This is a genomic window from Aquidulcibacter paucihalophilus (assembly GCF_002105465.1).
Lineage (GTDB): Bacteria > Pseudomonadota > Alphaproteobacteria > Caulobacterales > Aquidulcibacteraceae > Aquidulcibacter > Aquidulcibacter paucihalophilus.
In genome coordinates this window covers 147,615-169,286 of the sequence record NZ_NCSQ01000174.1, presented here as the reverse complement: position 1 = coordinate 169,286, position 21,672 = coordinate 147,615, and the positions used below count along the sequence as shown (strand labels likewise).

At 55.4% G+C, this 21,672-nt stretch carries 19 protein-coding genes; 7 read left to right on the top strand and 12 right to left on the bottom strand.

Annotated elements, in window-relative coordinates; all coding sequences use genetic code 11:
* The first annotated feature begins 36 nt into the window (after positions 1 to 36).
* A complete protein-coding gene (gene cysQ / locus B7364_RS17325; RefSeq protein WP_085341296.1) occupies positions 37 to 861 on the top strand; it encodes a 3'(2'),5'-bisphosphate nucleotidase CysQ in 825 nt (274 codons plus the stop codon).
* On the opposite strand, the gene B7364_RS17320 is transcribed toward cysQ, so the two are convergent.
* From B7364_RS17320 to ctrA, 6 genes are all read right to left on the bottom strand, one after another.
* Complete coding sequence (locus B7364_RS17320) at positions 858 to 1,607, bottom strand: type 1 glutamine amidotransferase (RefSeq protein ID WP_085341375.1); 750 nt, start codon at positions 1,605 to 1,607, stop codon at positions 858 to 860. The two genes, cysQ and B7364_RS17320, sit on opposite strands and share 4 nt — an antisense overlap.
* Before the next feature lie 318 nt (positions 1,608 to 1,925).
* Complete coding sequence (gene rarD / locus B7364_RS17315) at positions 1,926 to 2,822, bottom strand: EamA family transporter RarD (RefSeq protein ID WP_085341295.1); 897 nt, start codon at positions 2,820 to 2,822, stop codon at positions 1,926 to 1,928.
* A 66-nt stretch (positions 2,823 to 2,888) separates the two neighbouring features.
* Positions 2,889 to 3,929 carry an aspartate-semialdehyde dehydrogenase gene (locus B7364_RS17310; RefSeq protein WP_085341294.1) on the bottom strand — a complete coding sequence of 347 codons (1,041 nt, stop codon included), beginning with the start codon at positions 3,927 to 3,929 and terminating at the stop codon, positions 2,889 to 2,891.
* 106 nt (positions 3,930 to 4,035) lie between these two features.
* Positions 4,036 to 5,430 (bottom strand): aminotransferase, encoded by a 1,395-nt coding sequence (locus tag B7364_RS17305; protein ID WP_085341293.1) that lies wholly within the window; start codon positions 5,428 to 5,430, stop codon positions 4,036 to 4,038.
* Positions 5,431 to 5,559: 129 nt separating this feature from the next.
* Positions 5,560 to 5,706: a hypothetical protein gene (locus B7364_RS17950; RefSeq protein WP_157893783.1), complete on the bottom strand. Its 147-nt coding sequence runs from the start codon at positions 5,704 to 5,706 to the stop codon at positions 5,560 to 5,562.
* Between the two features lie 150 nt (positions 5,707 to 5,856).
* Entirely contained in the window at positions 5,857 to 6,558 is a 702-nt protein-coding gene (ctrA, locus tag B7364_RS17300) for a response regulator transcription factor CtrA (RefSeq protein ID WP_085341292.1), read from the bottom strand.
* Positions 6,559 to 6,859: 301 nt separating this feature from the next.
* On the opposite strand from ctrA, the gene fliI reads away from it, so the two are divergent.
* Both fliI and B7364_RS17290 read left to right on the top strand, forming a co-directional pair.
* Positions 6,860 to 8,188 (top strand): flagellar protein export ATPase FliI, encoded by a 1,329-nt coding sequence (fliI, locus tag B7364_RS17295; protein WP_408606360.1) that lies wholly within the window; start codon positions 6,860 to 6,862, stop codon positions 8,186 to 8,188.
* 118 nt (positions 8,189 to 8,306) lie between these two features.
* Entirely contained in the window at positions 8,307 to 8,726 is a 420-nt protein-coding gene (locus tag B7364_RS17290) for a flagellar FliJ family protein (RefSeq protein ID WP_085341290.1), read from the top strand.
* Between the two features lie 36 nt (positions 8,727 to 8,762).
* Here B7364_RS17290 and B7364_RS17285 read toward each other — a convergent pair whose 3' ends face one another.
* The gene (locus B7364_RS17285; RefSeq protein ID WP_106407679.1) at positions 8,763 to 9,692 is read right to left on the bottom strand and encodes a site-specific tyrosine recombinase XerD; all 930 of its coding nucleotides are present in this window, start codon (positions 9,690 to 9,692) and stop codon (positions 8,763 to 8,765) included.
* Entirely contained in the window at positions 9,689 to 11,554 is a 1,866-nt protein-coding gene (locus B7364_RS17280) for a hypothetical protein (RefSeq protein ID WP_085341289.1), read from the bottom strand. Before B7364_RS17280 ends, B7364_RS17285 begins: the two co-directional genes overlap by 4 nt.
* Positions 11,555 to 11,686: 132 nt before the next feature.
* Between B7364_RS17280 and B7364_RS17275 the strand changes: the two genes are divergently transcribed.
* Positions 11,687 to 14,065, top strand: a complete 2,379-nt coding sequence (locus B7364_RS17275; RefSeq protein WP_085341373.1) for an ATP-dependent helicase — start codon at positions 11,687 to 11,689, stop codon at positions 14,063 to 14,065.
* Positions 14,066 to 14,085: 20 nt separating this feature from the next.
* Here the strand turns inward: B7364_RS17275 and B7364_RS17270 are convergent, their stop codons facing one another.
* Both B7364_RS17270 and B7364_RS17265 read right to left on the bottom strand, forming a co-directional pair.
* On the bottom strand, positions 14,086 to 14,946 hold the full coding sequence (locus tag B7364_RS17270; RefSeq protein WP_085341288.1) for a flagellin N-terminal helical domain-containing protein: 861 nt from the start codon (positions 14,944 to 14,946) through the stop codon (positions 14,086 to 14,088).
* 168 nt (positions 14,947 to 15,114) lie between these two features.
* Positions 15,115 to 15,972, bottom strand: a complete 858-nt coding sequence (locus B7364_RS17265; protein WP_085341287.1) for a flagellin N-terminal helical domain-containing protein — start codon at positions 15,970 to 15,972, stop codon at positions 15,115 to 15,117.
* A 322-nt stretch (positions 15,973 to 16,294) separates the two neighbouring features.
* On the opposite strand from B7364_RS17265, the gene mdh reads away from it, so the two are divergent.
* Both mdh and B7364_RS17255 read left to right on the top strand, forming a co-directional pair.
* Positions 16,295 to 17,257: a malate dehydrogenase gene (gene mdh, locus B7364_RS17260; protein WP_085341286.1), complete on the top strand. Its 963-nt coding sequence runs from the start codon at positions 16,295 to 16,297 to the stop codon at positions 17,255 to 17,257.
* On the top strand, positions 17,257 to 17,802 hold the full coding sequence (locus B7364_RS17255) for a GNAT family N-acetyltransferase (RefSeq protein ID WP_085341285.1): 546 nt from the start codon (positions 17,257 to 17,259) through the stop codon (positions 17,800 to 17,802). The genes mdh and B7364_RS17255 overlap by 1 nt, the downstream gene beginning before the upstream one ends.
* Here the strand turns inward: B7364_RS17255 and hemW are convergent.
* Together hemW and rdgB are read right to left on the bottom strand one after the other, a co-directional pair.
* The gene (hemW, locus tag B7364_RS17250; protein ID WP_085341284.1) at positions 17,799 to 18,944 is read right to left on the bottom strand and encodes a radical SAM family heme chaperone HemW; all 1,146 of its coding nucleotides are present in this window, start codon (positions 18,942 to 18,944) and stop codon (positions 17,799 to 17,801) included. The genes B7364_RS17255 and hemW overlap by 4 nt on opposite strands.
* On the bottom strand, positions 18,941 to 19,546 hold the full coding sequence (rdgB, locus tag B7364_RS17245; RefSeq protein WP_085341283.1) for an RdgB/HAM1 family non-canonical purine NTP pyrophosphatase: 606 nt from the start codon (positions 19,544 to 19,546) through the stop codon (positions 18,941 to 18,943). The genes hemW and rdgB overlap by 4 nt, the downstream gene beginning before the upstream one ends.
* Before the next feature lie 125 nt (positions 19,547 to 19,671).
* On the opposite strand from rdgB, the gene B7364_RS17240 reads away from it, so the two are divergent.
* Positions 19,672 to 21,660: an alpha/beta fold hydrolase gene (locus tag B7364_RS17240; protein WP_232780943.1), complete on the top strand. Its 1,989-nt coding sequence runs from the start codon at positions 19,672 to 19,674 to the stop codon at positions 21,658 to 21,660.
* The last annotated feature ends 12 nt before the right edge of the window (positions 21,661 to 21,672 follow it).

Sequence of the window (21,672 nt, the reverse complement as noted above, 5' to 3'; positions counted from 1 at the left end):
CGCCTCACCAGTTTGCCGCCTTCTTGCGTGATTGATATGAACCAGCCTGACACCGTAACCTTTAGGGTTCCAGATTCGCTTGTTGTTGCGCTTGAGGCCTTGGCGCGACGCGCAGGTGGGGCGATATTGACGGTCAAGCACACAGGCATCCAATCACACGCAAAGTCGGATGGTTCGCCAGTTACTGCCGCCGATTTGGCCTCTAACGCCCTCATTCTTGAAGGTTTGACAGAGCTTTTACCGCATGTCCCGGTGATTAGCGAAGAAGGGGAGGACGGTCCTAAAGTTCTCGCCAATCCAGACGGGGATTTTCTGCTGATTGATCCCCTCGACGGGACGCGGGAGTTTGTATCAGGCGACCCTGATTACACCGTCAATATCGCTCTTTTGACTGGTCGCAGGCCGGCCGTGGCGGTGGTTCATATGCCGGAAACTGGCGTCTCTTGGGTTGGAGATTGTCGGATGGCTTCTCGCGGTGCGTGGCGCCTCGATCCTCACGGCTCTTGGCACCCAATCAAAACACGTGAGGCTGAAAAGAGCCTCTCCGTTTTAGCCTCACGCTCGCATCAAGACCCGGCGACAGAGGCCTTTTTGGAAAAAGTCCACGTCAGGGAACTTGTGCGCCGGGGTTCTTCCTTGAAATTCTGCTTGATCGCTGAAGGTCTAGGCGACCTTTATCCCCGCTTTGGACCGACCATGGAATGGGACACAGCAGCCGGTGATGGCGTTTTGACCGCGGCAGGCGGGGCCATGTTGGACCTAAGCGGCCAAGCATTCCACTATGGCAAAATTCAAGAAGAATGTAGAAATTGCGGCTTCATGGCGATGGGTGACCCCAGTTTGGCCGCGACGCTCTTTTAAGCTGCTGCGCGATCCTGTTTGGCTCGCCGTTCGTTCAAGGCGTGAGTATAGAAGCCCGCAACCCAAGCGGCAACCACATCTCCATCAAGCGGCGCGTTGAGGCTTGCCAAAGCAGCATCGGCCATATCCTCTGAAAAGCGCGTGCCACGCCGCGAGCGAATTAGCGCATCCGCGAACCGCGGGCAGAACTCCGGGTGGCCTTGAAACGACAAAGCGGGCACGTCGTCATAAACCAAAGCCGCATAAGGCGTGAAATCCGATTGTGCGATGACGCGCGCTGTCTTGGGCGGTTCCAGCACTTGGTCTTGGTGACTGACTGCTAAATGTAGGCGCTGTCTGGTTCCGCCCATCCAAGGCTCGTCGGCTGCGACGTGATAGGTATGACGGCCTAGGCCCCAGCCTTGGGGAGCTTTATGTGCGCGCCCACCAAAGGCCTCCGCCATGAGCTGGTGGCCAAAACAAATGCCAACTTGCGGGACCTTAAGTTCGCCAGCGCGCTGGATCCACGTTTTCAGTTCTGCAATCCAAGCAAAATCATCATACACACCCGCGGGTGATCCTGTGATCAACGCGGCTTCGACCTCGCCCGGGTGGGGCAGGGCTTCCCCGTCCAGAACCTGCACGACCTCGCAAGTGAGGGCTGGGATATGTGGGGCCAAAAGGGCCTCAAGCATAGCCGGATAGCTGGGGAAAGCGCCGCGAATCGGTTCAGGCGGACGGCCGGTTTCAAAGATCGTTACATGCATGGCCATAACCTAACCTCGATTGAAGATAGTTTGCATGTAAAACATGGTTAGAAAAAGCTAACAAAGATCAAATGACGCCGGATTAGGCAGGGCTTGGCTACTTGCACCTGGAAACAGACCAAATTTGTTCAGACTTAAAACACATGTTGCGTTTTGGGACATCAACTAACTGTCAACCACGAATTTTTCCTCTTTCGCAACCAAACAATTCATGGCACATTGCTTGCTAACAGGATTTCGACCTTCTTTTAGGTCCCCTGCATGCGAAAAACTTTTTGGGCTCCGGCTTTCTGGCTGGGGCCTTTTTTCGTTTTCGGCCTATGGCGTCTCTATGGCGGTCTTCCTGCTGGATTGGAACGTTGCGACGCTATATAGCGCCAGTCCAGCCCAGATCAGGGCAAAAGTTATCCCATGGGCTGGGGTGAAATGCTCCCCCAAAGCTAGGCCAGTGCTGAATTGTAGCGTTGGAGCCAAATATTGCAGCAGTCCCAAGGTCGTTAGCTTAAGACCACGCGCCCCAGTTGCAAACAAGATAAGCGGGATCGCTGTTGCTGGGCCCAGCAAGATCAATAAGCCTGTCATGCTTAGTGATCCGCCCATGACAGGGCCGCCTGCCTGAATATGCCAGGCGATGATGGCCAAGGCAGGGAGAAAGAGGAGAGCTGATTCCCAGAATAGACCCGCTGCGGGGTGAACCGGGGCTAGCTTGCGAACTAAGCCATATAGCGCGAATGAGAAACCCAAGCCCAAGGCCACATAGGGAAAAGCACCGACCAGAAAAGTTTGGTTTAGCACGCCCAAAAGTGCCAAGGCCAAAGCGCCAATCTGCCACTTAGTCAGCTTTTCTTTGAAGAAGGCTACACCCATACAGACATTGATCAGCGGATTGATGAAATAGCCAAGGCTCGATTCCACGATCCGATCTTGGCCAACCGCCCAGACATAAAGCAGCCAATTGCCGCCAATTAAGGCTGCCGATAAGGCCAATAGACCAAGGGTCTTTATCGTCACGCGCAGAGACGCCATGCCCCCAAAAACCAGAGCGGCAAGCAGAGCGCAGGGCAAAGTCCAAACAATCCGCTGGGCCGTAACTTCCAGAGGTGGGATATGGGAAAATAGGTGCAGAAAGGCCGGCAATAGGCCCCACATGACATAGGCGGACAGTGCCGCCCAGAATGCGGGTTGCAACCTTGTGCGCTCAACCAGTGTCATCATTCCCCCTTCGTGCCCAGCGCTACCCCGCCAAGCACAAAGCAAAAGGGGTATTGTCAGGCTGTCGTGCTAGGCATTCGCCACAGTCAATTTTTTCTCGAACGCGCCACGCTCGACAAGCAATTGGGCAATCTGGATCGCATTGAGTGCGGCACCTTTACGCAGATTGTCGGCGACAACCCACATGGCCAAACCGTTTTCAACCGTCGGGTCGGTACGGATGCGCGACACATAGACGGGGAATTCGCCGGCTGCTTCAACTGGCGTCATATAGCCACCGGCTTCCCGGCGATCCATGACCACCAAACCAGGTGCTTCTTCCAAAGCTTCCCGGGCGGCTTCCTCGCTGATGGGGTTTTCAAATTCAATATTAACCGCCTCGGAATGGCCCACAAAAACGGGTACGCGCACCACAGTCGCCGTCACCTTGATGGTCGGGTCCAGCATTTTTTTGGTTTCAGCGACCAATTTGAATTCTTCGGTCGTGTAGCCGTCTTCCATGAAATCGCCGCCATGCGGGATGACGTTGAACGCAATTTGCTTGGGATAGATTTCTGTCTTCACCGGATCATTGACAAAGATGCCGCGTGTCTGGGTCCACAATTCATCCATGGCTTCTTTGCCAGTGCCAGAAACCGACTGATAGGTTGCGATCACCACGCGGGTGATTTTCGCCAAATCATGCAATGGCTTGAGGGCCACAACCAATTGCGCGGTTGAGCAATTTGGATTGGCAATGATCATTTTCTTTTTGTAGCCCATGGCCGCGTCTGGATTGACTTCTGGCACGACGAGCGGAACGTCGGGGTCCATGCGCCATTGGCTGGAATTGTCGATCACCAAACAGCCTTGCGCCGCGATCTTGGGCGACCATTCTTTCGATGTTGCACCACCGGCGCTCATCAAGCAAATGTCCCACCCAGTGAAGTCAAAATAATCAAGGGCTTGGCACTTCAAAGACTTGTCGCCAAACGAGACTTCACGACCCAAAGAACGCCTTGATGCAATCGCGGCAATTTCGGAAACAGGAAACTTCAGTTCTGCCAGCAAAGCGAGCAATTCGCGACCAACATTGCCGGTTGCACCGACGACGGCGACTTTTAAACCCATGACTTTTCTCCGTAGGGAGCCCTATTAGCCCTTTGAGCGCTAATGTCCAAGAGCAAAGGACTGTTACGGGCCCTTTGCTGCCACTTGGATCAGACCGGATCGTGCCTTAGAGCGCGCGTAAGGCGGGTAGGCACTGATTGAGTGATTTTTCGATTGTATCGACCATAAAGTCGATTTCCGAAGTCGAAACGATCAGCGGCGGGCACATGACCACGCTATCACGAATACCCCGAACCATCAGGCCATTGGCGATACAGGCGTCACGCACCATCGGGCCTGCCTTGCCCTCTTTGCCGCCAAAGCGGTGGTTCGTGCCGGGTTCGGATACAATTTCGACAGCACCCAACAGACCTTGCGAACGCACTTCCCCGACCAATTCATGGCCTACCAAGCGCTGCAAGGCCTTTGCCAAATAGGGCCCAGTGACTTCCCGTGTGCGGGTGACAAGGTCTTCGCGCTCAATGATTTCCAAATTGCGCTCTGCGACCGCACAGCACATCGGGTGCCCCGAATAGGTGTAACCATGCACAAAGTCGCCGCCCTTTTCGCGCAGCACTTCCACGATCGCGCGCGACGCAATCGTGGCTGAAATCGGCGCATAGCCTGACGACAATTGCTTGGCTGTGGTGATAATGTCCGGTGTAAAGCCGTACGTAGTGTGGCCAAACCACTGGCCGGTGCGGCCAAAGCCACAAATGACTTCATCGGCAACCAAGAGAATATTGTATTTGCGGCAGATTGCCTCGATCTTTTGCCAATAGCCCTTAGGCGGAATGATGACACCGCCAGCGCCTTGGATGGGTTCGCCCACAAAAGCTGCAACATTATGGGCGCCAACTTTTAGGATTCGGTCTTCAACCTCTTGCGCACAGCGTGTAGCAAAAGCTTCCTCATCTTCCCCAAAGCCTTCATTGAAGGCATAGGGTTGGATCACATGCTCAATCCCTGGAATGGGCAGAGATCCGATCGCGTGCATCGCGCTCATGCCGCCAAGGCTTGCGCCCGCGACTGTCGAGCCATGATAGCCATTGCGTCGGCAGATAAAGATGTTTTTGTAAGGCTGGCCTTGGACCGCCCAATAATGGCGCACCATACGGAACATGGTGTCGACAGCTTCAGAGCCTGAAGAATTGAAGAACACATGCTGCAATTCGCCGCCGGTAATGCCAGCAATCTTTGCAGCCAAGCGTACTGCGGGTGCCGTCGCGGTTTTGAAGAAACTGTTATAATAGGGAAGTTCCAACATTTGCTCATAGGCAACGTCAGCCAATTCTTTGCGCCCATAGCCTACGCCGACGCACCAAAGACCGGCCATGCCATCGAGATAGGATTTTCCGTCTACATCCCAGAATGTGCAGTCTTCCGCGCGCGTAATGATACGCGAGCCACCCAAATCACGAATCTCGCCGTAATCAGCTTGGGCAGGTAAATGGTGTGCGACATCCAAACGTCGCAGCTCAACCGCGTCATAATTGCGCAAAGCTGTTGCTGGTGGGGTCATGGCTTTTGTCCTAAGCTGATCTGTTTGTTATAACAAATAGATCAGCCAGACGAACAGGGAAAGTTATTTCTGCGCCTCGACCTGTAATTATCCAACGCGGCGGCGCATGAGGGGGCAGCGACGCAAGGCCTAAAGGCCTAGCGCTTTCCAAAGCCTCTGCCAAAAGCTTGTGCGGACTTGCAGGCGAACAGCCGGTCGCACGACAGGCTCATTATAGTCCCGCAACTGGCGTGGGCGAAACGAGGCTTCGGCGGTGTAATGTGGCGCAGTTCTCATCGCTTTGTTCCATCTTATGACACCTTGTGTGTCTGAATGGATTAACTGCAAGTACTATGCCACGTGGTTAATCGCACCTCAACAAAAAGGCCCGCCATATGGCGAGCCTTTTAAACTTCTAATAAATCAGTGGCGAAGCTTGCCGTGGCCTTAGGCCGCCGCAGATTGCTCACCTGGTGTTGGGTCGCGAAGCACGTAACCACGGCCCCAAACTGTTTCAATGTGGTGCTGGCCGTCGGCCGAAGCTGCCAATTTCTTGCGTAGTTTACAAATGAAGACGTCGATAATCTTCAATTCTGGCTCGTCCATCCCGCCATAGAGGTGGTTCAGGAACATTTCCTTGGTCAAGGTGGTGCCCTTGCGCAAGGAAAGCAGCTCCAGCATTTGATATTCTTTGCCGGTCAAGTGAACGCGTTGATTGTTCACTTCCACCGTCTTCTGATCGAGGTTCACCACGATGTCGCCGGTGCGAATCATCGACTGTGAATGGCCTTTCGAGCGGCGCACGACGGCATTAATTCGGGCAACTAACTCGTCCTTGTGGAAAGGCTTCGCGACGAAATCGTCTGCGCCCACGCCCAAACCACGAACTTTGGTGTCAATGTCGCTCGTTCCCGACAAGATCAGGATTGGCGTGCCGACACGAGAATTGCGCAACTGCCGCAACACGTCGAAGCCGTTCATGTCTGGCAAGGTCAAGTCCAACAAAATAATGTCGTAGTCATACAACTTGCCCAGATCGACACCTTCTTCGCCAAGGTCAGTCGTGTAGATATTGAAGCCCTCAGACTTCAGCATTAACTCAATCGACTGCGACGTCGCGCTATCGTCTTCAATTAACAGAACCCGCATGGAGCCCCCTCCGACATGCCCTGAATGGGCGGTGTAACAACCAACGACCCATGCCTAAGCTGATTTGCTTAAAGATGGTTAACCGCTTTTTGCGGCTTGTCTGACATTTTCCATATGTTGGGGCTACGTTTGCCGAATTGATCTTTACGACAGGTTAACGCGAAGCGCTTCAAATGCGACTTTATCAACCATGTTCACTCATTTCTTCACATGGCGTCTTAAGTGGGACGGGTTTTAGCAGAGAAAGTAGGGCGGCAGGATGCGTCCAAACGGACATTCACGAGTGGGAGGCGGTGTGCGCTTGGCCGATTTGGCCGAAACCTTGGGGCGGCAAGACCATACGCGCTATGAAGGCCGGATTGTTGCCGTAAAAGGTCTGATGGTCGAAGCGAGCGGTCCGCCGCAAGCGATGGCCTTAGGGGCACGGGCACTGGTCGAAGCTGCTGAAGGTTATGCGCGCCTCGAAATCGTTGGCTACCGTGATGGCCGCGCTCTTCTGATGCCCTTTGAAACCGTTGAGGGCTTGCGTGCAGGGGCGAGCCTCGTCTTTGAGGGCACGTCGCCGATGATCGCGCCATCCTCATCTTGGTTGGGTCGGGTTATTGATGCATTTGGCAATCCCGTAGATGGCGGACCACCGGTCCCCAAGGGTTCCCACCCGCGCCTGCTTAGGGGTGTTCCCCCGCCAGCACACACGCGGGTGCGCGTTGGCGAGAGGATGGAAACAGGAATTCGGGCAATCGACGCCTTTTGCGCCCTATGTCAGGGCCAGCGAATGGGCATTTTCGCGGGCTCTGGTGTCGGCAAATCGGTTTTAATGTCACAATTGGCCAAAGGTGCGGCAGCAGATGTCGTTGTTATTGGTCTCATTGGTGAGCGCGGCCGAGAGGTCAAGGAATTCGTTGAAGACACCTTGGGCACAGAAGGTTTGCGCCGCTCGGTCGTGGTTGTGGCGACATCGGATGAAAGTAGCCTCAAACGCCGCCAGGCCGCCTATACCACCTTGGCCGTTGCCGAGCACTTTCGTGACCAAGGGCTTCAGGTCCTGTGCCTTTTTGACAGCGTGACTCGCTTTGCCATGGCCCAACGCGAGATCGGCTTGGCAACAGGCGAACCACCAACCACAAAGGGTTATACACCCACAGTGTTTGCCGAATTGCCGAAGCTGCTGGAGCGCGCAGGCCCGGGTGCCCCGACTGGTGGAGAGCAAACCGGATCAATTACGGGCCTTTTCACAGTCCTTGTTGACGGCGGTGACCATGATGAGCCCGTTGCCGACGCGGTCCGCGGTATTCTCGATGGCCATTTGGTGCTCGAACGCGCCATTGCCGAACGTGGCCGTTTTCCTGCGCTCAATATTCTCAAATCTGTTTCCCGTCTCATGCCGGAGTGTCATGCACCAGAGGAGCAAGTTTTGGTGCGCGACGCCAAGCGCGCCTTAGCCGCTTATTCGGATATGGAGGAATTGATCCGCCTCGGCGCATATCGTCGCGGGGCAGACCCAGGTACGGACCGGGCGATCGCTTTGGCAGAACCCTTGGAAGAGTTCCTTAGCCAAGGTAAGCAAGAGCGGACGACCTTTGTGGAGACTTTCCAGCGCCTATCAGACATCATGACCACGCAGGGCTAAAATAAGTCATTGAGCCTATTGTGCAGTTTTCCTACCCGCGGGAAAATTCTACAGATCGAAAGAGCGATTTCTTAACCCACAGCGTGTATAAGAGGGATGTAACGCAGGGAAAGTCATAATGAAAACCGGCTCAACGCTTATCAAATTGGCCAAGCATAAGGTCGACAGCGTCCAGATGCTGATCAGTGCGGCTGAACGCACACGCGAAGATATTGAGCGCAAGAAGGCCGACCTTTTGGTCGCGGAGAAGCGGGAGCGCACGCGTGCGGAAGCCGATCCTGCCATGATGGGCCATTGGGTAGCTTATTCTCAAGTGCTGGTCGCACAGCGTGCCAATCTGGATGCCTCGCTTGTGGGCGTTGAAGAGCAGTTGGAAGCCTTACGGGGTGACCTGCAAGCTGCTTTTGAAGAGCAAAAGAAGTTCGAAATGCTCGAAGAGCGCCGTCTAAGCCGGACGAATGCCTCCAAAGCCAAACGCGAACAGGCCTTCTTGGATGAAGCGGCCATGATCCGGGCTGCAAAGCGCCACTCTGCTTAACAGCATTTGTTCTGACGCAATTGCAAAAAAGGGCCCTCACGGGCCCTTTTTTGTGCGTTTGGCGAGTGGGTGATTGCGTGTCACCAGTTCCGTCAGTCGCGCGTCGGCCACATGGGTGTAGATTTGCGTGGTGGAAATGTCGGCATGCCCAAGCATGACTTGAACCGACCGTAGATCCGCGCCGCCTTCAACCAAATGGGTTGCAAAGGCATGACGCAGCACGTGTGGGCTCATCTTTTTGGGATCTAAGCCGGCTTTGATCGCCAGTTCATCCAATAGGCGCGCAAATTCACGGCGTCCAAAATGGCCGGCCTTACCCTTGGCGGGAAACACGAACTTCTCAGCCTCCGCTCTCAAATTGCCCTCAGGCAGGCTTTGGGCTCGGACGGCAAGCCACGTATCCAAAGCGCGTCGGGCGTAAGATCCCAAAGGAACAAGTCGTTCCTTCCCGCCTTTGCCCTTCACGCGCATGGCCGCAATGTCCGGCTTCGGCACGGCGCGCAGTGGCAGGCCCACCAATTCACTGACCCGTAAGCCACATCCATAAACAAGCTCAATCAAGCAGCTTGCACGCGCCGCTTTCCAGCCTTTTAGGGTGGTTGCTGCGGCCAAAAGCGCATCAATGTCCGCAGCTTCAGCAGTCTTGGGCAGGCTTCGACCCCGTTTGGGCCCATCCCACCGCCGTGTTGGGTCATCAGCCCGCCACCCTTCGCTGACGGCGAATTGAAAGAATTGTCGCAAAGCTGCGCGGCGTCGGGCGATGGTCGTGCTGCTAAGTCCGCGGACACTTAAGTCTTGGGCAAAGGCCTCAATATCTTCATAGGTGGCAGACATGGCGTCGACTTGCCGTTCATTTAGAAAGTCTGAGAAATCTGCCAAATCACGTCGATAGGCATCTAGCGTATTGCGGGCCGCGCCCCGCTCCACACCAATCATCTCGAGAAAGGCGTCGACCAGATTGTTCACTTCGGTGGGGTCCAACTGGGCTTTGGTGGTGCTTTAGTTTGGGCCTTTGGTGCCGCTGCCCCCTGGCGTGGCGCCGGACGTGGGGTCGCTTTTGTCGCGCTCGGTGCGGCAGTTGCCGCAGGTGCTGCCGATCTTGGCGGGCTGGGGGGATTGGTAGTTGTCCGCAAGCCCGACGGGGGAGGTGGTGGCGCGGCACTGGGCTTGGCAGGCGCAGTTGTGGGTGCAGGCCGCGCTGGAACAACCATGTCCAACGCAAGCAAATAATCGCGCGCTAGTTCGACAGCTTGTGCCGACAGGCCCACGCGCCGCAACGCACGAATGGAGATGGCTAGTGTTTCGGCGTCCGCACTGGCGGGCTCTTGGCCTTGAAGTGCAAGGCCCACCAATAATGCAACCTCACCCTTTGAGTTACGTTCGGCCGCTAAACTTAGGGCCGTGCGCAAGCCGGCTTGACCGCTTTTGACGTCGGGAAGCCCCGGTTGAACTAAGGCCGATAGCCCGCCCAGCGTGGGCAAGCCGCTCGACCAGGCGATGAGTGCGTCTCGAATCGCTTGGCGTTGGCTGCTAGGATTGGTCGCCGCCTCGATATGGCGTTGCACTGGACGATCGCCCGCAACTGGATCAAGCATCGCCAAGACAAGGCGCTGGCGTGGCGACATAGGCGTGGGACTGCGAATTTCAATCGCCTTGGCTAGCCTTATGTCGCCGGCCCAAAGTGCAGCTTCAGCCAAGATGGGCATTGTCATGGGTGGGATCTGATCAGGCGACGAGGCGAGGAGATTTTTCAGATCCGGCAGGAGAAGGCGTGCTTCTAAGGCCCGGCTTTGTGCCGTGGCGGCTTGGCTGATGGCCCGAGCCCATATTTCTGCAATAGGCGGTGGTGGAGGCGGTGCCGGCAGCGTTACGGGCTCGCTTTGCACATCTTGCGTCTCGGTTTGTGGGGAAAGAGTGGGCGTCATCGGAGGTGGCAAAGGTATGCGCAAAAGCGCTTCTTGGGCGGGCGACGCGACCCCTGTTTGCGCGGCTCGCCGCAAGAAGGGTGTGACTTCGTCGACCGGTCCCCGCGCCATGTAGTTGGGCCAATTGATCAGGGCCGACAAGGCGGCTGGGTCACCGTTATTGGCAAATGCCCGGGGTGGTTTCAACTGCGCAATCATACTCAAAGCCAAGGCACGACCGCTATCAGCCCGAAATGCTGGTGGATTGGTCACGGGGCCAGACACGGCCGCAACCGCCCGACCCAACCATGTATCGGTTTGGCCCTTCGCGCGCGCGAGGTCGACAGATAAGTTCGCTGCGGGTCCCTCGCCATTCAATGCGTAACAGGTGGCTCTCGTCTCAAACCAGTTCGGGCTAGCAAGATGGCTATTGGCTTCCTCAAGGCCAGGGGTTGCAACCCAGGCACACGCCTCCTCAGATTTGCCTGCCCGAAACGCCGCATCAATCGCCAGCGTGACGAGGGCGGGATCGGTGCTGAGTCTTGGAACGGTTTGGAACAGGCGCGTGACGGCCTCAGAAGGGCCCAAACGATTGGCCGCATGAAACCGGGCGCGAGCCAAATCTAGGTCTCCGGCCGGCGCGGAGCCGCCCGAAAACACGGCTTGGCGGACCAAACGCTGGAGGCTTGGGAAGCGCAAATCAGGTGTGATGCGTTCAAAAGCCAGAGCCAATGTACCGGGATCAGCCCCCTGCCACAGATCGCTCTCCATAGGCTCTAGTCCAGAAGGTAGGGCAGCCGCGCCCCAAGGACCTACTTCTTGCAAAGGCGCAGATTCAATGGTGCTAATCGATTGGCTCAAAGCGGGTGACGCGGCCATCGAACAAAACAAGGCACTGGTCAGGAGTAAGTTGCGTATCATCATTCCTGTCATAATCCATTTTGCGGCAAAACAGTGGCCTCTATGCTCACACAGACGCGATTGCGCGAACCACGCGACAAGCGCACATTTAATCCCTATGTTCGCTTATCGTTCTTATCTTTGCGAATCAACTTCATGTCTAGTGAACCGCTTTCTTCTCAGCCGGCTTTGTCGATTTCCCAGCGTGCCATGGCGCGTGCGCCTGCGGGAGCGGAGGGGGCAGAGCACCCTTGGTTGGTGGGCCTCAATGAGCAACAGCGCGAAGCGGTTGAAGCACTCGACGGCCCGGTTCTGGTATTATCCGGGGCGGGTACCGGCAAAACGAAAGTGTTGACTTCCCGGTTGGCGCAGTTGCTGGTGACAGGGCGTGCAAAGCCTTGGGAGATTCTGTCCGTCACCTTCACCAATAAAGCCGCGCGTGAGATGCGTGACCGCACTCAGCTTCTGATTGGGCCAGCGGCGGAAGGCTTACGATGGCTAGGGACATTCCATTCAACCAGCGCGATGATTTTACGCCGCCATGCAGAGCTGGTCGGACTCAAACCCAGCTTCACGGTTTTAGATACCGATGATCAAATCCGTTTGCTGAAGCAGGTCATTGAGGCTGAAAACATCGACCAGAAGCGCTGGACGCCACGTTTTCTCGCCAGCTTGATTGATGGCTGGAAAAACCGTGCATTGACGCCGGATAAGGTACCCGCCGATGAGTCTTTCCTGTTTGCAAATGGCAAGGGTGCCAAGCTCTATTCCCTCTATCAATCCCGCCTTAAAGTTTTGAATTGCGTCGATTTCGGCGACCTTCTGCTAGAAACCATCAGCCTCTTTTTGAAAGAGCCTGACTTGCTGGCGGACTATCATGATCGCTTCAAATATATTCTGGTGGACGAGTATCAGGATACCAATGTCGCCCAATATCTTTGGCTGCGTCTTTTGGCACGCAAGCGCAAGAATATCTGCGTTGTTGGCGATGATGATCAGTCGATTTATGGCTGGCGCGGGGCAGAGGTCGACAATATCTTGCGCTTTGAACATGATTTTCCGGGTGCAAAAATTGTTCGGCTAGAACGCAATTATCGCTCAACACCGCATATTTTGGCCGCTGCCAGCCATCTGATCTCGAGCAATAAGAACCGCCTTAGCAAAACTCTCTGGACCGATATTCCAGAAGGCGACCGCGTGCTGGTACGGGGGATTTGGGATGGGGAAGCCGAAGCACGCCTGATCGCCGATGATATTGAACAGTGGCGGCGAACGGGACGGCGCTATGATGAAAGCGCGGTCTTGGTGAGGGCTTCTTGGCAGATGCGCGCCTTTGAAGAGCGCTTTTTGATGCTGCAGATTCCCTATAAAGTCATTGGTGGGCCGCGCTTCTTTGAGCGGGCCGAAATTCGCGATGCGCATGCTTATTTGCGGCTCATCCGCTCTCTTGACGATGATTTGGCTTTTGAGCGGATCGTCAATGTTCCCAAGCGCGGTATTGGCGATACCAGTATTCAACGGCTAGGCACGGCGGCGCGTTTGGCCGGCGTCCCCTTGTTCACCATGGCGAGCCAATTGTTAGGCAGCGATGAATTGAAGGGTCCAGCTCGCACGGGCCTCACACGTTTCATCCATCAACTTGAACACTGGCGCAAAAAGGCACTGGAATTGCCGCATACCGAATTGGCCGAACTCATTCTCGATGAGAGCGGCTATACCGATATGTTGAAGGCCGACAAGAATCCACAATCGGTCTCCAAACTCGATAACTTGAAAGAATTGGTCCGATCTATGGGGCAATTCGATACCTTGGCAGCTTATCTAGAGCACATTGAATTGGTAATGGACTTGGATCGCACCGAGGAGGGTGATGCCGTCCAGATCCTAACGCTGCACGCGGCAAAGGGCCTTGAATGGCCTTTGGTCTTCCTGCCCGGGTGGGAAGAAGAGGTTTTTCCCTCACGGCGCGCCCTAGATGAAAAGGGTGACAAGGCGCTCGAGGAAGAGCGTCGCCTCGCTTATGTTGGCATAACGCGGGCGCGAGAAAGTGCGCGCATCAGCTTTGCCGCCAATCGGCAGATTTATGGGCGGTGGAATAGCGTCTTGCCGAGCCGCTTTGTCGATGAACTACCCGATGGCCATGTCGATGCGGTTTCTGACACGGGCTATTTCAATCAAGGGACGGGTGGTGCAGCAGAGCGCTTTGCGGCCTATGGTCCGCTTTCGACCCAACCTGGTAATGGGTTTGGCACAGGCTATGAAAGCCCGGGTTGGAAACGCGCGCAGGCCGCCGCTGCCTTGGGCAAATTGGCACCGGGTATTGCCAAAGGGTTTGGTGGGCCGATTATCGATGGCGAAGCCAAGCTTCTGGCGCGAACCGGGGCTAAAGATGCGACTTATGCCGTCGGCCAGCGCATTTTCCATGATAAATTCGGCTATGGTGCCGTGCGCCATGTCGAGGGGTCAAAGCTGACCATTCAGTTTGAAAAGTCTGGCGAGAAAAAAGTGCTTGATAGCTTTGTGCGCCCGGCTTGATCCGGGCTCACATCAGCGAATTATTGGCGGAACAAGCTCAAGATGCTTTGAGGCGCTTGGTTTGCAATCGACAGGGCCTGGGTGCCCAATTGCTGCTTGACCTGAGCTGCTTGCAAGCGGGCTGATTCCACCGCAAGGTCGGCATCAACCAAGTTCCCGATGCCGCCTTTGATGCTATCCTGAAGTTTGCCGACAAAGATTTCGTGATTCTCGATCCGTTTGGCTGACGCGCCGAGGCGGGCCAATTCTGAGTTTACATATTCAAGAGAAGCGACAATCCGATCGCGAACTGTCGCCGCATTGGCTGCGGTATCTAGGACGTCTGTAGTACCAAGATAAATGTCAGCGGCAGGCGAGGCGACGGTGGTGCCCGCACCCGCTACAAGGCGGAGGTCGATAATCGGCAAAGTCACCGTGAGGCTGCCGGTGGAATTGGCGAGAAATGTAAAGCTGGCGGCAGCGCCATCTAAGGCATTGCCACCATCAAACACGGCATTGGCGATCACTGAGGCAACTTGGTCGCGCAAGGCGATGAATTCGGCGTTATACGCTGCCCGTGATGTGGCACTAGCGGAGGCATCTGAAGCTGCCACGGCCTTTTCGCGCATTTGTGAGAAGATGTCGGAGATTTGCTCGCCAGCGGCGAGCGCCACGTCTGCGATGGATTTGGCGCGGTTCAAGCTGTTCCGAACCGCGTCATAGGCGGAAAGTTCAGACCGCTGCTGCTGGGCGATGTTGTAAATCGCGCCATTGTCCTTCGCGACGGCAACTTTCAAGCCGGTATTGATCCGATTTTGGATGCTATCCATTTCGCGATTGGTCTTGTTCAGATTTTGAAGAGCCGTCATGGCTCCCATATTTGTATGCACACTACCTGACATGGTTCGCTCTTTCTTTTTTAATCACCCGGTCAATCTCGGCAAACCTTGCAGTGAGATGACCCAAATTAATCTACAGAAGTTGTGGCGAAAACATGGTGAATAATTCGTAAATCACCGTCTGGCCTAAGAAATTTTGACCTGATTTGTTTTCGTCTAACCTTTGCCCCTTTAGTTACGGAACAGCGACAGGATGGTCTGTGGTGCCTGGTTGGCGATCGACAGTGCCTGGGTGCCCAATTGTTGTTTGACCTGCAGCGACTGCAAGCGCGCGCTTTCGCTGGCGAGGTCCGCGTCGACCAAATTGCCGATACCGCCGGTGATGGCATCTTGCAGTTTGGAGACAAAGATCGAATGGTTTTCAACGCGCTTGGCTGATGCGCCAAGGCGCGCCAATTCCGAGTTGATATAGTTCAGCGACGCAACGACTTGATCGCGCGAGGTTGCCGCCAGTGCGGCTGTGCTCAAGTCCGATGTTGCACCCAAATAGACGTCAGCGGCGGGGGATGCAGGTGTACCGCCCGCGCCGGTTGCCAACGACAGATCGAGGGTTGGCAAGGTGATGGTTTGGCTGCCGGTGGTGTTTGCAAGGAAGGTTAAGTTTGCACCACCGCCTAAAATGTTGGCACCATCGAACACGGCGTTTGCAATTACCGAGGGTACTTGATCGCGCAGCGCGATAAATTCGGAATTGTAGGCGGCTCTCGATGTCGCGCTAATAGAAGTATCAGACGCCGCAACCGCCTTTTCGCGCATCTGTGTGAAAATGTCAGACAGGGCCTCGCCTGCAGCGAGTGCAACGTCGGCAATCGACTTCGCGCGGTTCAAACCGTCGGCTACTGCATTATAGGCAGAATTTTCAGAGCGCTGTTGCTGGGCGATGTTGTAGATCGCGCCATTGTCCTGCGCTTTAGCAACTTTCAAACCGGTATTGATCCGGCTTTGGGTAACACTCAGTTCGCGTGAGGTCGCATTCAAATTCTGAAGCGCGACCATCGCTCCCATATTTGTGTGGACGCTATTTGCCATCTTCTAAAGTCCTTCCAGCCATTCAGGCGGAACCCTCGCTACTTTGAGGGTCAGTCCGCAAACTCTGGGTTGGGCTCCGCAAATGGCATGCCAAGGGCATTAATCATGTATTTAATTGAATTTTATGTATTTTTTTAAGCAACCGTCAAAGTCCTGTGCCGCCAAACATGGTAAACACTGCCGGGTCATTAAGGTTAACAGGCAAAATTTGCCGCTCTAGCAGGTCAATCGCACAATTGCCCGCTCTCTTTCGTTGCAGTGCCTTCAAACGCGCGCTAGAGCGCCTATCACAGGCAAAGATCTAGTCCGAGGGGAAACAGATATGGCTCGTAAGAAGATTGCGCTCATCGGTGCAGGGATGATTGGGGGCACCTTGGCCCATATCGCGGCGCGCGAAGAGCTGGGCGACATTGTATTGTTCGATATCGCTGAAGGCGTGCCACAGGGCAAAGCTCTGGATATTGATGAAGCCAGCCCGGTGTTTGGCTCCGACATCGATATCAAAGGTGCCAATGACTATGCCGCCATTGCTGGCGCAGACGTCTGCATTGTTACAGCGGGTGTGCCCCGCAAGCCTGGCATGAGCCGGGATGACTTGATCGGTATCAATCTTAAAGTGATGAAGGCCGTCGGCGAAGGCATTAAAACCTATGCCCCTAATGCCTTTGTCATCTGCATCACCAACCCGCTTGACGCCATGGTTTGGGCGCTGCGCGAATTCTCGGGCCTGCCCCATAATATGGTTTGCGGGATGGCTGGCGTGCTCGATAGCGCGCGCTTCCGCTGGTTCTTGGCAGAACACTTCAAAGTGGCCGTCGAAGACATTCACGCTTGGACCCTCGGCGGTCATGGCGATGATATGGTGCCGATGGTGCGCTACTCGACTGTAGGCGGCTTGCCGCTGCCGGTTTTGGTTGAGCAAGGCAAGATCAGCCAAGATGAACTCGATGCCATTGTAAAGCGCACCCGTGGCGGTGGCGGCGAAATCGTGGCTCTTTTGAAGACTGGCTCGGCCTATTATGCGCCCGCGGAAAGCGCCATTGCGATGGCGGCCTCTTACCTCAAGGACAAGAAGCGCGTTTTGGCCTGTGCTTGTCATCTGACTGGCCAGTATGGCATCCATGACATGTATGTCGGCGTGCCTGCTGTGATTGGCGCAGGTGGAATTGAGAACATTATTGAGTTCCCAATGGATGCGGCTGAAAAAGACATGTGGGCAAAGTCGGTAGCTGCCGTAAATGGCCTCTTGGCTGCCTGCAAAGAGATTGAGCCCTCGCTGGCTTAATCGTGGTACTTGGTCCAACTCTCACCACGGCGAGATTAGTCCTGCGTCCACCGACGCAGGACGATTTCCCTGCTTTTGCTGCCATGATGGCAAACGCCGATCATGTGAAATTCATCGGCGGCGCTTTGCCTGAAGCCATGGCTTGGCGGCAATTGGCCACCATTACGGGTGCCTGGTCCCTGCGTGGTTTTTCAATGTTTTCAGTCCTTGAGCGTGATACGGGCCAATGGGTTGGCCGAATCGGGCCTTGGATGCCGCATGGTTGGCCTGGTACTGAAGTCGGCTGGGGGTTGGCACCAGAGGCTATGGGAAAAGGCTATGGTGTGGAGGCTGCCACCGCCTGTATGGATTGGGTCGTCGATCACCTTGGCTGGACGGACATCATTCACATTATTGATCCAGCGAACAAACCGTCTGAAGCTTTGGCTGCCCGCATAGGTTCAACCAATTTGGGTCCTACGAAAATGCCAGAGCCCATGCATGAGCTTCAGGTTAATGCGTGGGGCCAGAGCGCGCAGCAATGGCGTGCGCGGCGGGCCGGTTAGCGCTCGCCAGCCAGTAAATTCCCGATAATCGTATCTGCGACGAGACATCCGGCCGCGGTTAGCCCTAAGTGGGTTGGGCTTTGCCACATCAGGCCTTGGCCGATCCGAGCTTGAATCTGATCCTCGGGGAGGGGCACGCCGGGCGCGTCATATAGGGCGACACCATCCAGCATGCGCAATCCCATGAGCCAGAACTCATCGCGAACGGCGTCGAGCGTTAAGCTGTCATCCTCTAAGATACCATTGCCACTTTGTGTAACGCTGTCACAATAGGCTTTCGGGCGGAGGTGGGCTTTGGTTGCCCGTCGCGCCCCACCCCAGCCCAACCGGCCATGCGCACCGGGGCCAACACCAATCCAATCCTGCGACGTCCAATAGAGCAGATTGTGCCGCGACCGATTGTTGCTTCCCTTGGCGTGATTGGAAACCTCATAGGCGTCAAAGCCTGCCCCCTCAAGAAGGGTCTGGGTCAGGGTGAAGAAGTCAGCTGCTTGATCATTATCAGGCAGGCAAAGCGTGCCGCGCGAGGCCGCTTTGGCAAAAGCTGTCCCCTCTTCAATCGTCAATTGATAGGGCGAGACATGGTCGGGTTGAAGCGTCAGCGCCAGCTCTAACTCCTGCTGCCACGTCTCTAAGGTTTGGCCCTGGCGGGTATGAATGAGGTCAATCGACAGGCGCGGGAAAATTGTTCGGGCTAGGCGCGCCGCGCTCAGACCTTCTTGCGCACTGTGAAACCGCCCGAGCTGTTTAAGGCTTGCATCATCTAACGCCTGTAGGCCGAGCGATAGGCGCTCTACCCCGGCATTGCGAAGGTCTTGAAACCGGGCGGCTTCTGCGTCGGTGGGGTTGGCTTCCAAACTGATCTCGAAGCTGTCTTCAAAACCCCAGAGGCGATCTGCCTGTTCGATGATTCGGCGGACTTGGTCCGGGGCCATGAGGCTGGGTGTTCCGCCGCCAAAAAACAGGCTTGTCAGTGGGCGCTTACCTGTTTGGTCACGCCAATAAGTCATATCCGCTAGAATGGCCTCAAGCAGGGGCTCGGTTTCTTGGCCGCGCGCCTTGTAAACGTTGAAATCACAATAGGGGCAGATGGCCGCGCAAAAGGGCCAATGCACATAAAGCCCCAGTTGACGCTGGCTCATGACAGCACGGCAGCAACAAATTTCGCAAATGCATCCGCACGATGGCTCATGGCGTGCTTAACCGCAGGATCCAGCTCGCCAAACGTTTCAGTGTGCCCTTTAGCCACGAAGATAGGATCATAACCAAAGCCGTTTGAACCTCGCGGGGTTGCAACGACTTCACCTACAACTTCTCCCTCGAAGGCTTCCTCGCGCCCATCGGGATAAACCAGTGCCAGGGCGCAAACGAAACGCGCCGAGCGGTCTGTCGCGCCTTTGGCTTGGAGTTGGCGCTCAATTTCCGCCATGGCCGCATAAAAGTCGCGATCAGGCCCCGCCCAGCGCGCTGAATAAATGCCGGGCGCACGGTCAAGTGCCATGACCTCTAGCCCCGAATCATCTGCCAAAGCCGGCAGACCCGTTGCGAGGCACGATGCCCGAGCCTTCAAGAGCGCATTGCCAATAAAAGTAACCTCGGTCTCCTCTGGTTCAGGTACGCCGAGATCACCTGCACTAACGACCTCAATGCCAAACGGGGTAACGAGGGCAGCAATCTCTTTTAGCTTGCCCTTATTGTGGCTTGCGATCACAAGTTTTTCAAAAGGCTTACTGGTTTTTAACATGGCTTATCTTTCGCATCTCTTGTGGCTTTGTTAGACCTTCACCACAAAGCCTGACTACAGCTGAGCGGAAAAGCTCGGCACTCGTGATTCGACCAAGGCGACCCTCGCCCTTGAAGGAGCTCAGAATGATTTCGACCCGTGCCATCGTCCTTGCCCTTACGCTTTCTGTCTCGCCTATGGCGGTGGCGATTGCAACGGCCCAGACTGCCGCAACCACGCCTGCACCTGCTGCGGTGGAGACCCGAACTGTTGGGCAATTGGTGATGCAAAATGTGCCGGTCACGCCCGAAGCCGTTCGGGAACGCTTGATCCAATACACAAATACGCGCGCTGCCTCGTTTCAGGATTTTCTGCCCGATGGCGGCATTCTGATTTCCACGCGCTTTGGCGATGTGCCGCAAATCCATGAGGTCAAAATGCCGATGGGGGCACGCAGCCAATTGACCTATTATGCAGAACCCGTCGGTGGTGCGGCGGTCCGGCCAAATTCGGGTGGTAGCTTCGTTTTTGGCAAGGATAAGGGTGGGGATGAGTTCACCCAAGCCTATCTGTTTGACCGTGCCACAGGTCTTGCGAAAGCCTTTACCGAACCTGGCACCCAAAACGCGGGTATCCGCTTTACCAAGGATGGTAAGCTGGCAGCTTGGACAGTAACCCGAAACGGCACGGCCGTGCGCGATATTGTGATTGCTAATCCAGACCAACCTGAAAGCCGCCGCTTGGTCTATCGCGCAGAAGGCGGCTTTGGCATCGCTGACCTATCTGATGATGGCAAGACCATTCTTTTGGGGCAAGGAATCTCGGTCAATTACTCCAAGCGTTGGGTTTTGGATGTTGCGACTGGCACTTTGACGCCCATCACGCCCGATCTGAAAGTCTCCTATGATGGCGGGACTTTCGCGGCAGACGGCAAGTCGATTTATATCCTGACGGACGAAGGCTCTGAGTTTTCCTATCTGGTTCAATTGGACTTGGCGACCGGTGCCCGGACCCGCGTGTCGCCTGCCATGAATTGGGATGTTGAAGGCTATGACCTTTCCCCCGATGGCAAAACCTTGGCCTTTACGGTCAATGAGAATGGTCTTTCGAAACTCTATCTGCAAAGCACAGCAAAGGGCGCGAAGGCGGAGTTGGTTGCTTTGCCAGTTGGCACCGTCGGTGGCGTCGATTGGGACCCCTCGTCCAAACGGCTTGGGATGACAATTTCCACCGCCAAAGCGCCGGGCGATGCTTATACCTATGATGTTGCGACCAAAAAGCTGACCCGTTGGACGATGAGCGAAATCGGGGGCTTAAATCCTGATAGTTTCGTTGAGCCAAGCTTCTTCAACTATCCAACCTTTGACAAGGTTGATGGTAAGCCGCGCACCATTCCAGCCTTTATCTACAAGCCAAAGAACGCGAGTGCGTCAAACCAAGCCCCGGTGATCATCAATATCCATGGCGGTCCAGAAGGCCAATCGCGTCCAGGCTTCTCCTCCACGGTGCAATATTGGGTGAATGAGCTTGGTGCAGCCGTGATTTTCCCGAACGTGCGTGGGTCAACCGGCTATGGCAAGACCTATGTCGATCTTGATAATGGCTTCAAGCGGGAAGATTCGGTCAAAGATATTGGTGCGCTTCTGGATTGGATTGCCACCCAACCAGATTTGAACCAGCGCAAAGTCGTGGTCTATGGTGGCTCCTATGGCGGCTATATGGTGCTTGCCAGCATGACCAATTTCAACGACCGTCTCGCCGGTGGCATCAATATTGTCGGCATCTCGCACTTCGCGACTTTCCTACAAAACACCAATGGCTATCGTCGTGACTTGCGCCGTGTCGAATATGGCGATGAGCGCGATCCAGCCATGCGTGCCTTCCATGAAAAAATCGCGCCTTTGAACAATGCGCATAAGATCACCAAGCCCCTCTTTGTGATCCAAGGCGCGAACGACCCACGCGTACCCATGTCCGAGGCCGATCAGATCGTCGCGAAGGTTCGCAACAATGGTGGCCAAGTCTGGTACATGGTTGCCAAGGATGAGGGCCATGGATTTGCCAAGAAGAGCAATCGTGACGCCCAACGCGAAGCTGAAACCCTCTTCTTCCAGCAGGTTTTTGGAGCAAAATAGCCCAGGTTAGGC

Bases quoted from the DNA above. Each gene is read 5' to 3' on its own strand.
- cysQ (WP_085341296.1), top strand. From the start codon at position 37: ATGAACCAGCCTGACACCGTAACCTTTAGGGTTCCAGATTCGCTTGTT.
- B7364_RS17320 (WP_085341375.1), bottom strand. From the start codon at position 1,607: ATGCATGTAACGATCTTTGAAACCGGCCGTCCGCCTGAACCGATTCGC.
- rarD (WP_085341295.1), bottom strand. From the start codon at position 2,822: ATGATGACACTGGTTGAGCGCACAAGGTTGCAACCCGCATTCTGGGCG.
- B7364_RS17310 (WP_085341294.1), bottom strand. From the start codon at position 3,929: ATGGGTTTAAAAGTCGCCGTCGTCGGTGCAACCGGCAATGTTGGTCGC.
- B7364_RS17305 (WP_085341293.1), bottom strand. From the start codon at position 5,430: ATGACCCCACCAGCAACAGCTTTGCGCAATTATGACGCGGTTGAGCTG.
- B7364_RS17950 (WP_157893783.1), bottom strand. From the start codon at position 5,706: ATGAGAACTGCGCCACATTACACCGCCGAAGCCTCGTTTCGCCCACGC.
- ctrA (WP_085341292.1), bottom strand. From the start codon at position 6,558: ATGCGGGTTCTGTTAATTGAAGACGATAGCGCGACGTCGCAGTCGATT.
- B7364_RS17290 (WP_085341290.1), top strand. From the start codon at position 8,307: ATGAAAACCGGCTCAACGCTTATCAAATTGGCCAAGCATAAGGTCGAC.
- B7364_RS17280 (WP_085341289.1), bottom strand. From the start codon at position 11,554: ATGATGATACGCAACTTACTCCTGACCAGTGCCTTGTTTTGTTCGATG.
- B7364_RS17275 (WP_085341373.1), top strand. From the start codon at position 11,687: ATGTCTAGTGAACCGCTTTCTTCTCAGCCGGCTTTGTCGATTTCCCAG.
- B7364_RS17270 (WP_085341288.1), bottom strand. From the start codon at position 14,946: ATGTCAGGTAGTGTGCATACAAATATGGGAGCCATGACGGCTCTTCAA.
- B7364_RS17265 (WP_085341287.1), bottom strand. From the start codon at position 15,972: ATGGCAAATAGCGTCCACACAAATATGGGAGCGATGGTCGCGCTTCAG.
- mdh (WP_085341286.1), top strand. From the start codon at position 16,295: ATGGCTCGTAAGAAGATTGCGCTCATCGGTGCAGGGATGATTGGGGGC.
- hemW (WP_085341284.1), bottom strand. From the start codon at position 18,944: ATGAGCCAGCGTCAACTGGGGCTTTATGTGCATTGGCCCTTTTGCGCG.
- rdgB (WP_085341283.1), bottom strand. From the start codon at position 19,546: ATGTTAAAAACCAGTAAGCCTTTTGAAAAACTTGTGATCGCAAGCCAC.
- B7364_RS17240 (WP_232780943.1), top strand. From the start codon at position 19,672: ATGATTTCGACCCGTGCCATCGTCCTTGCCCTTACGCTTTCTGTCTCG.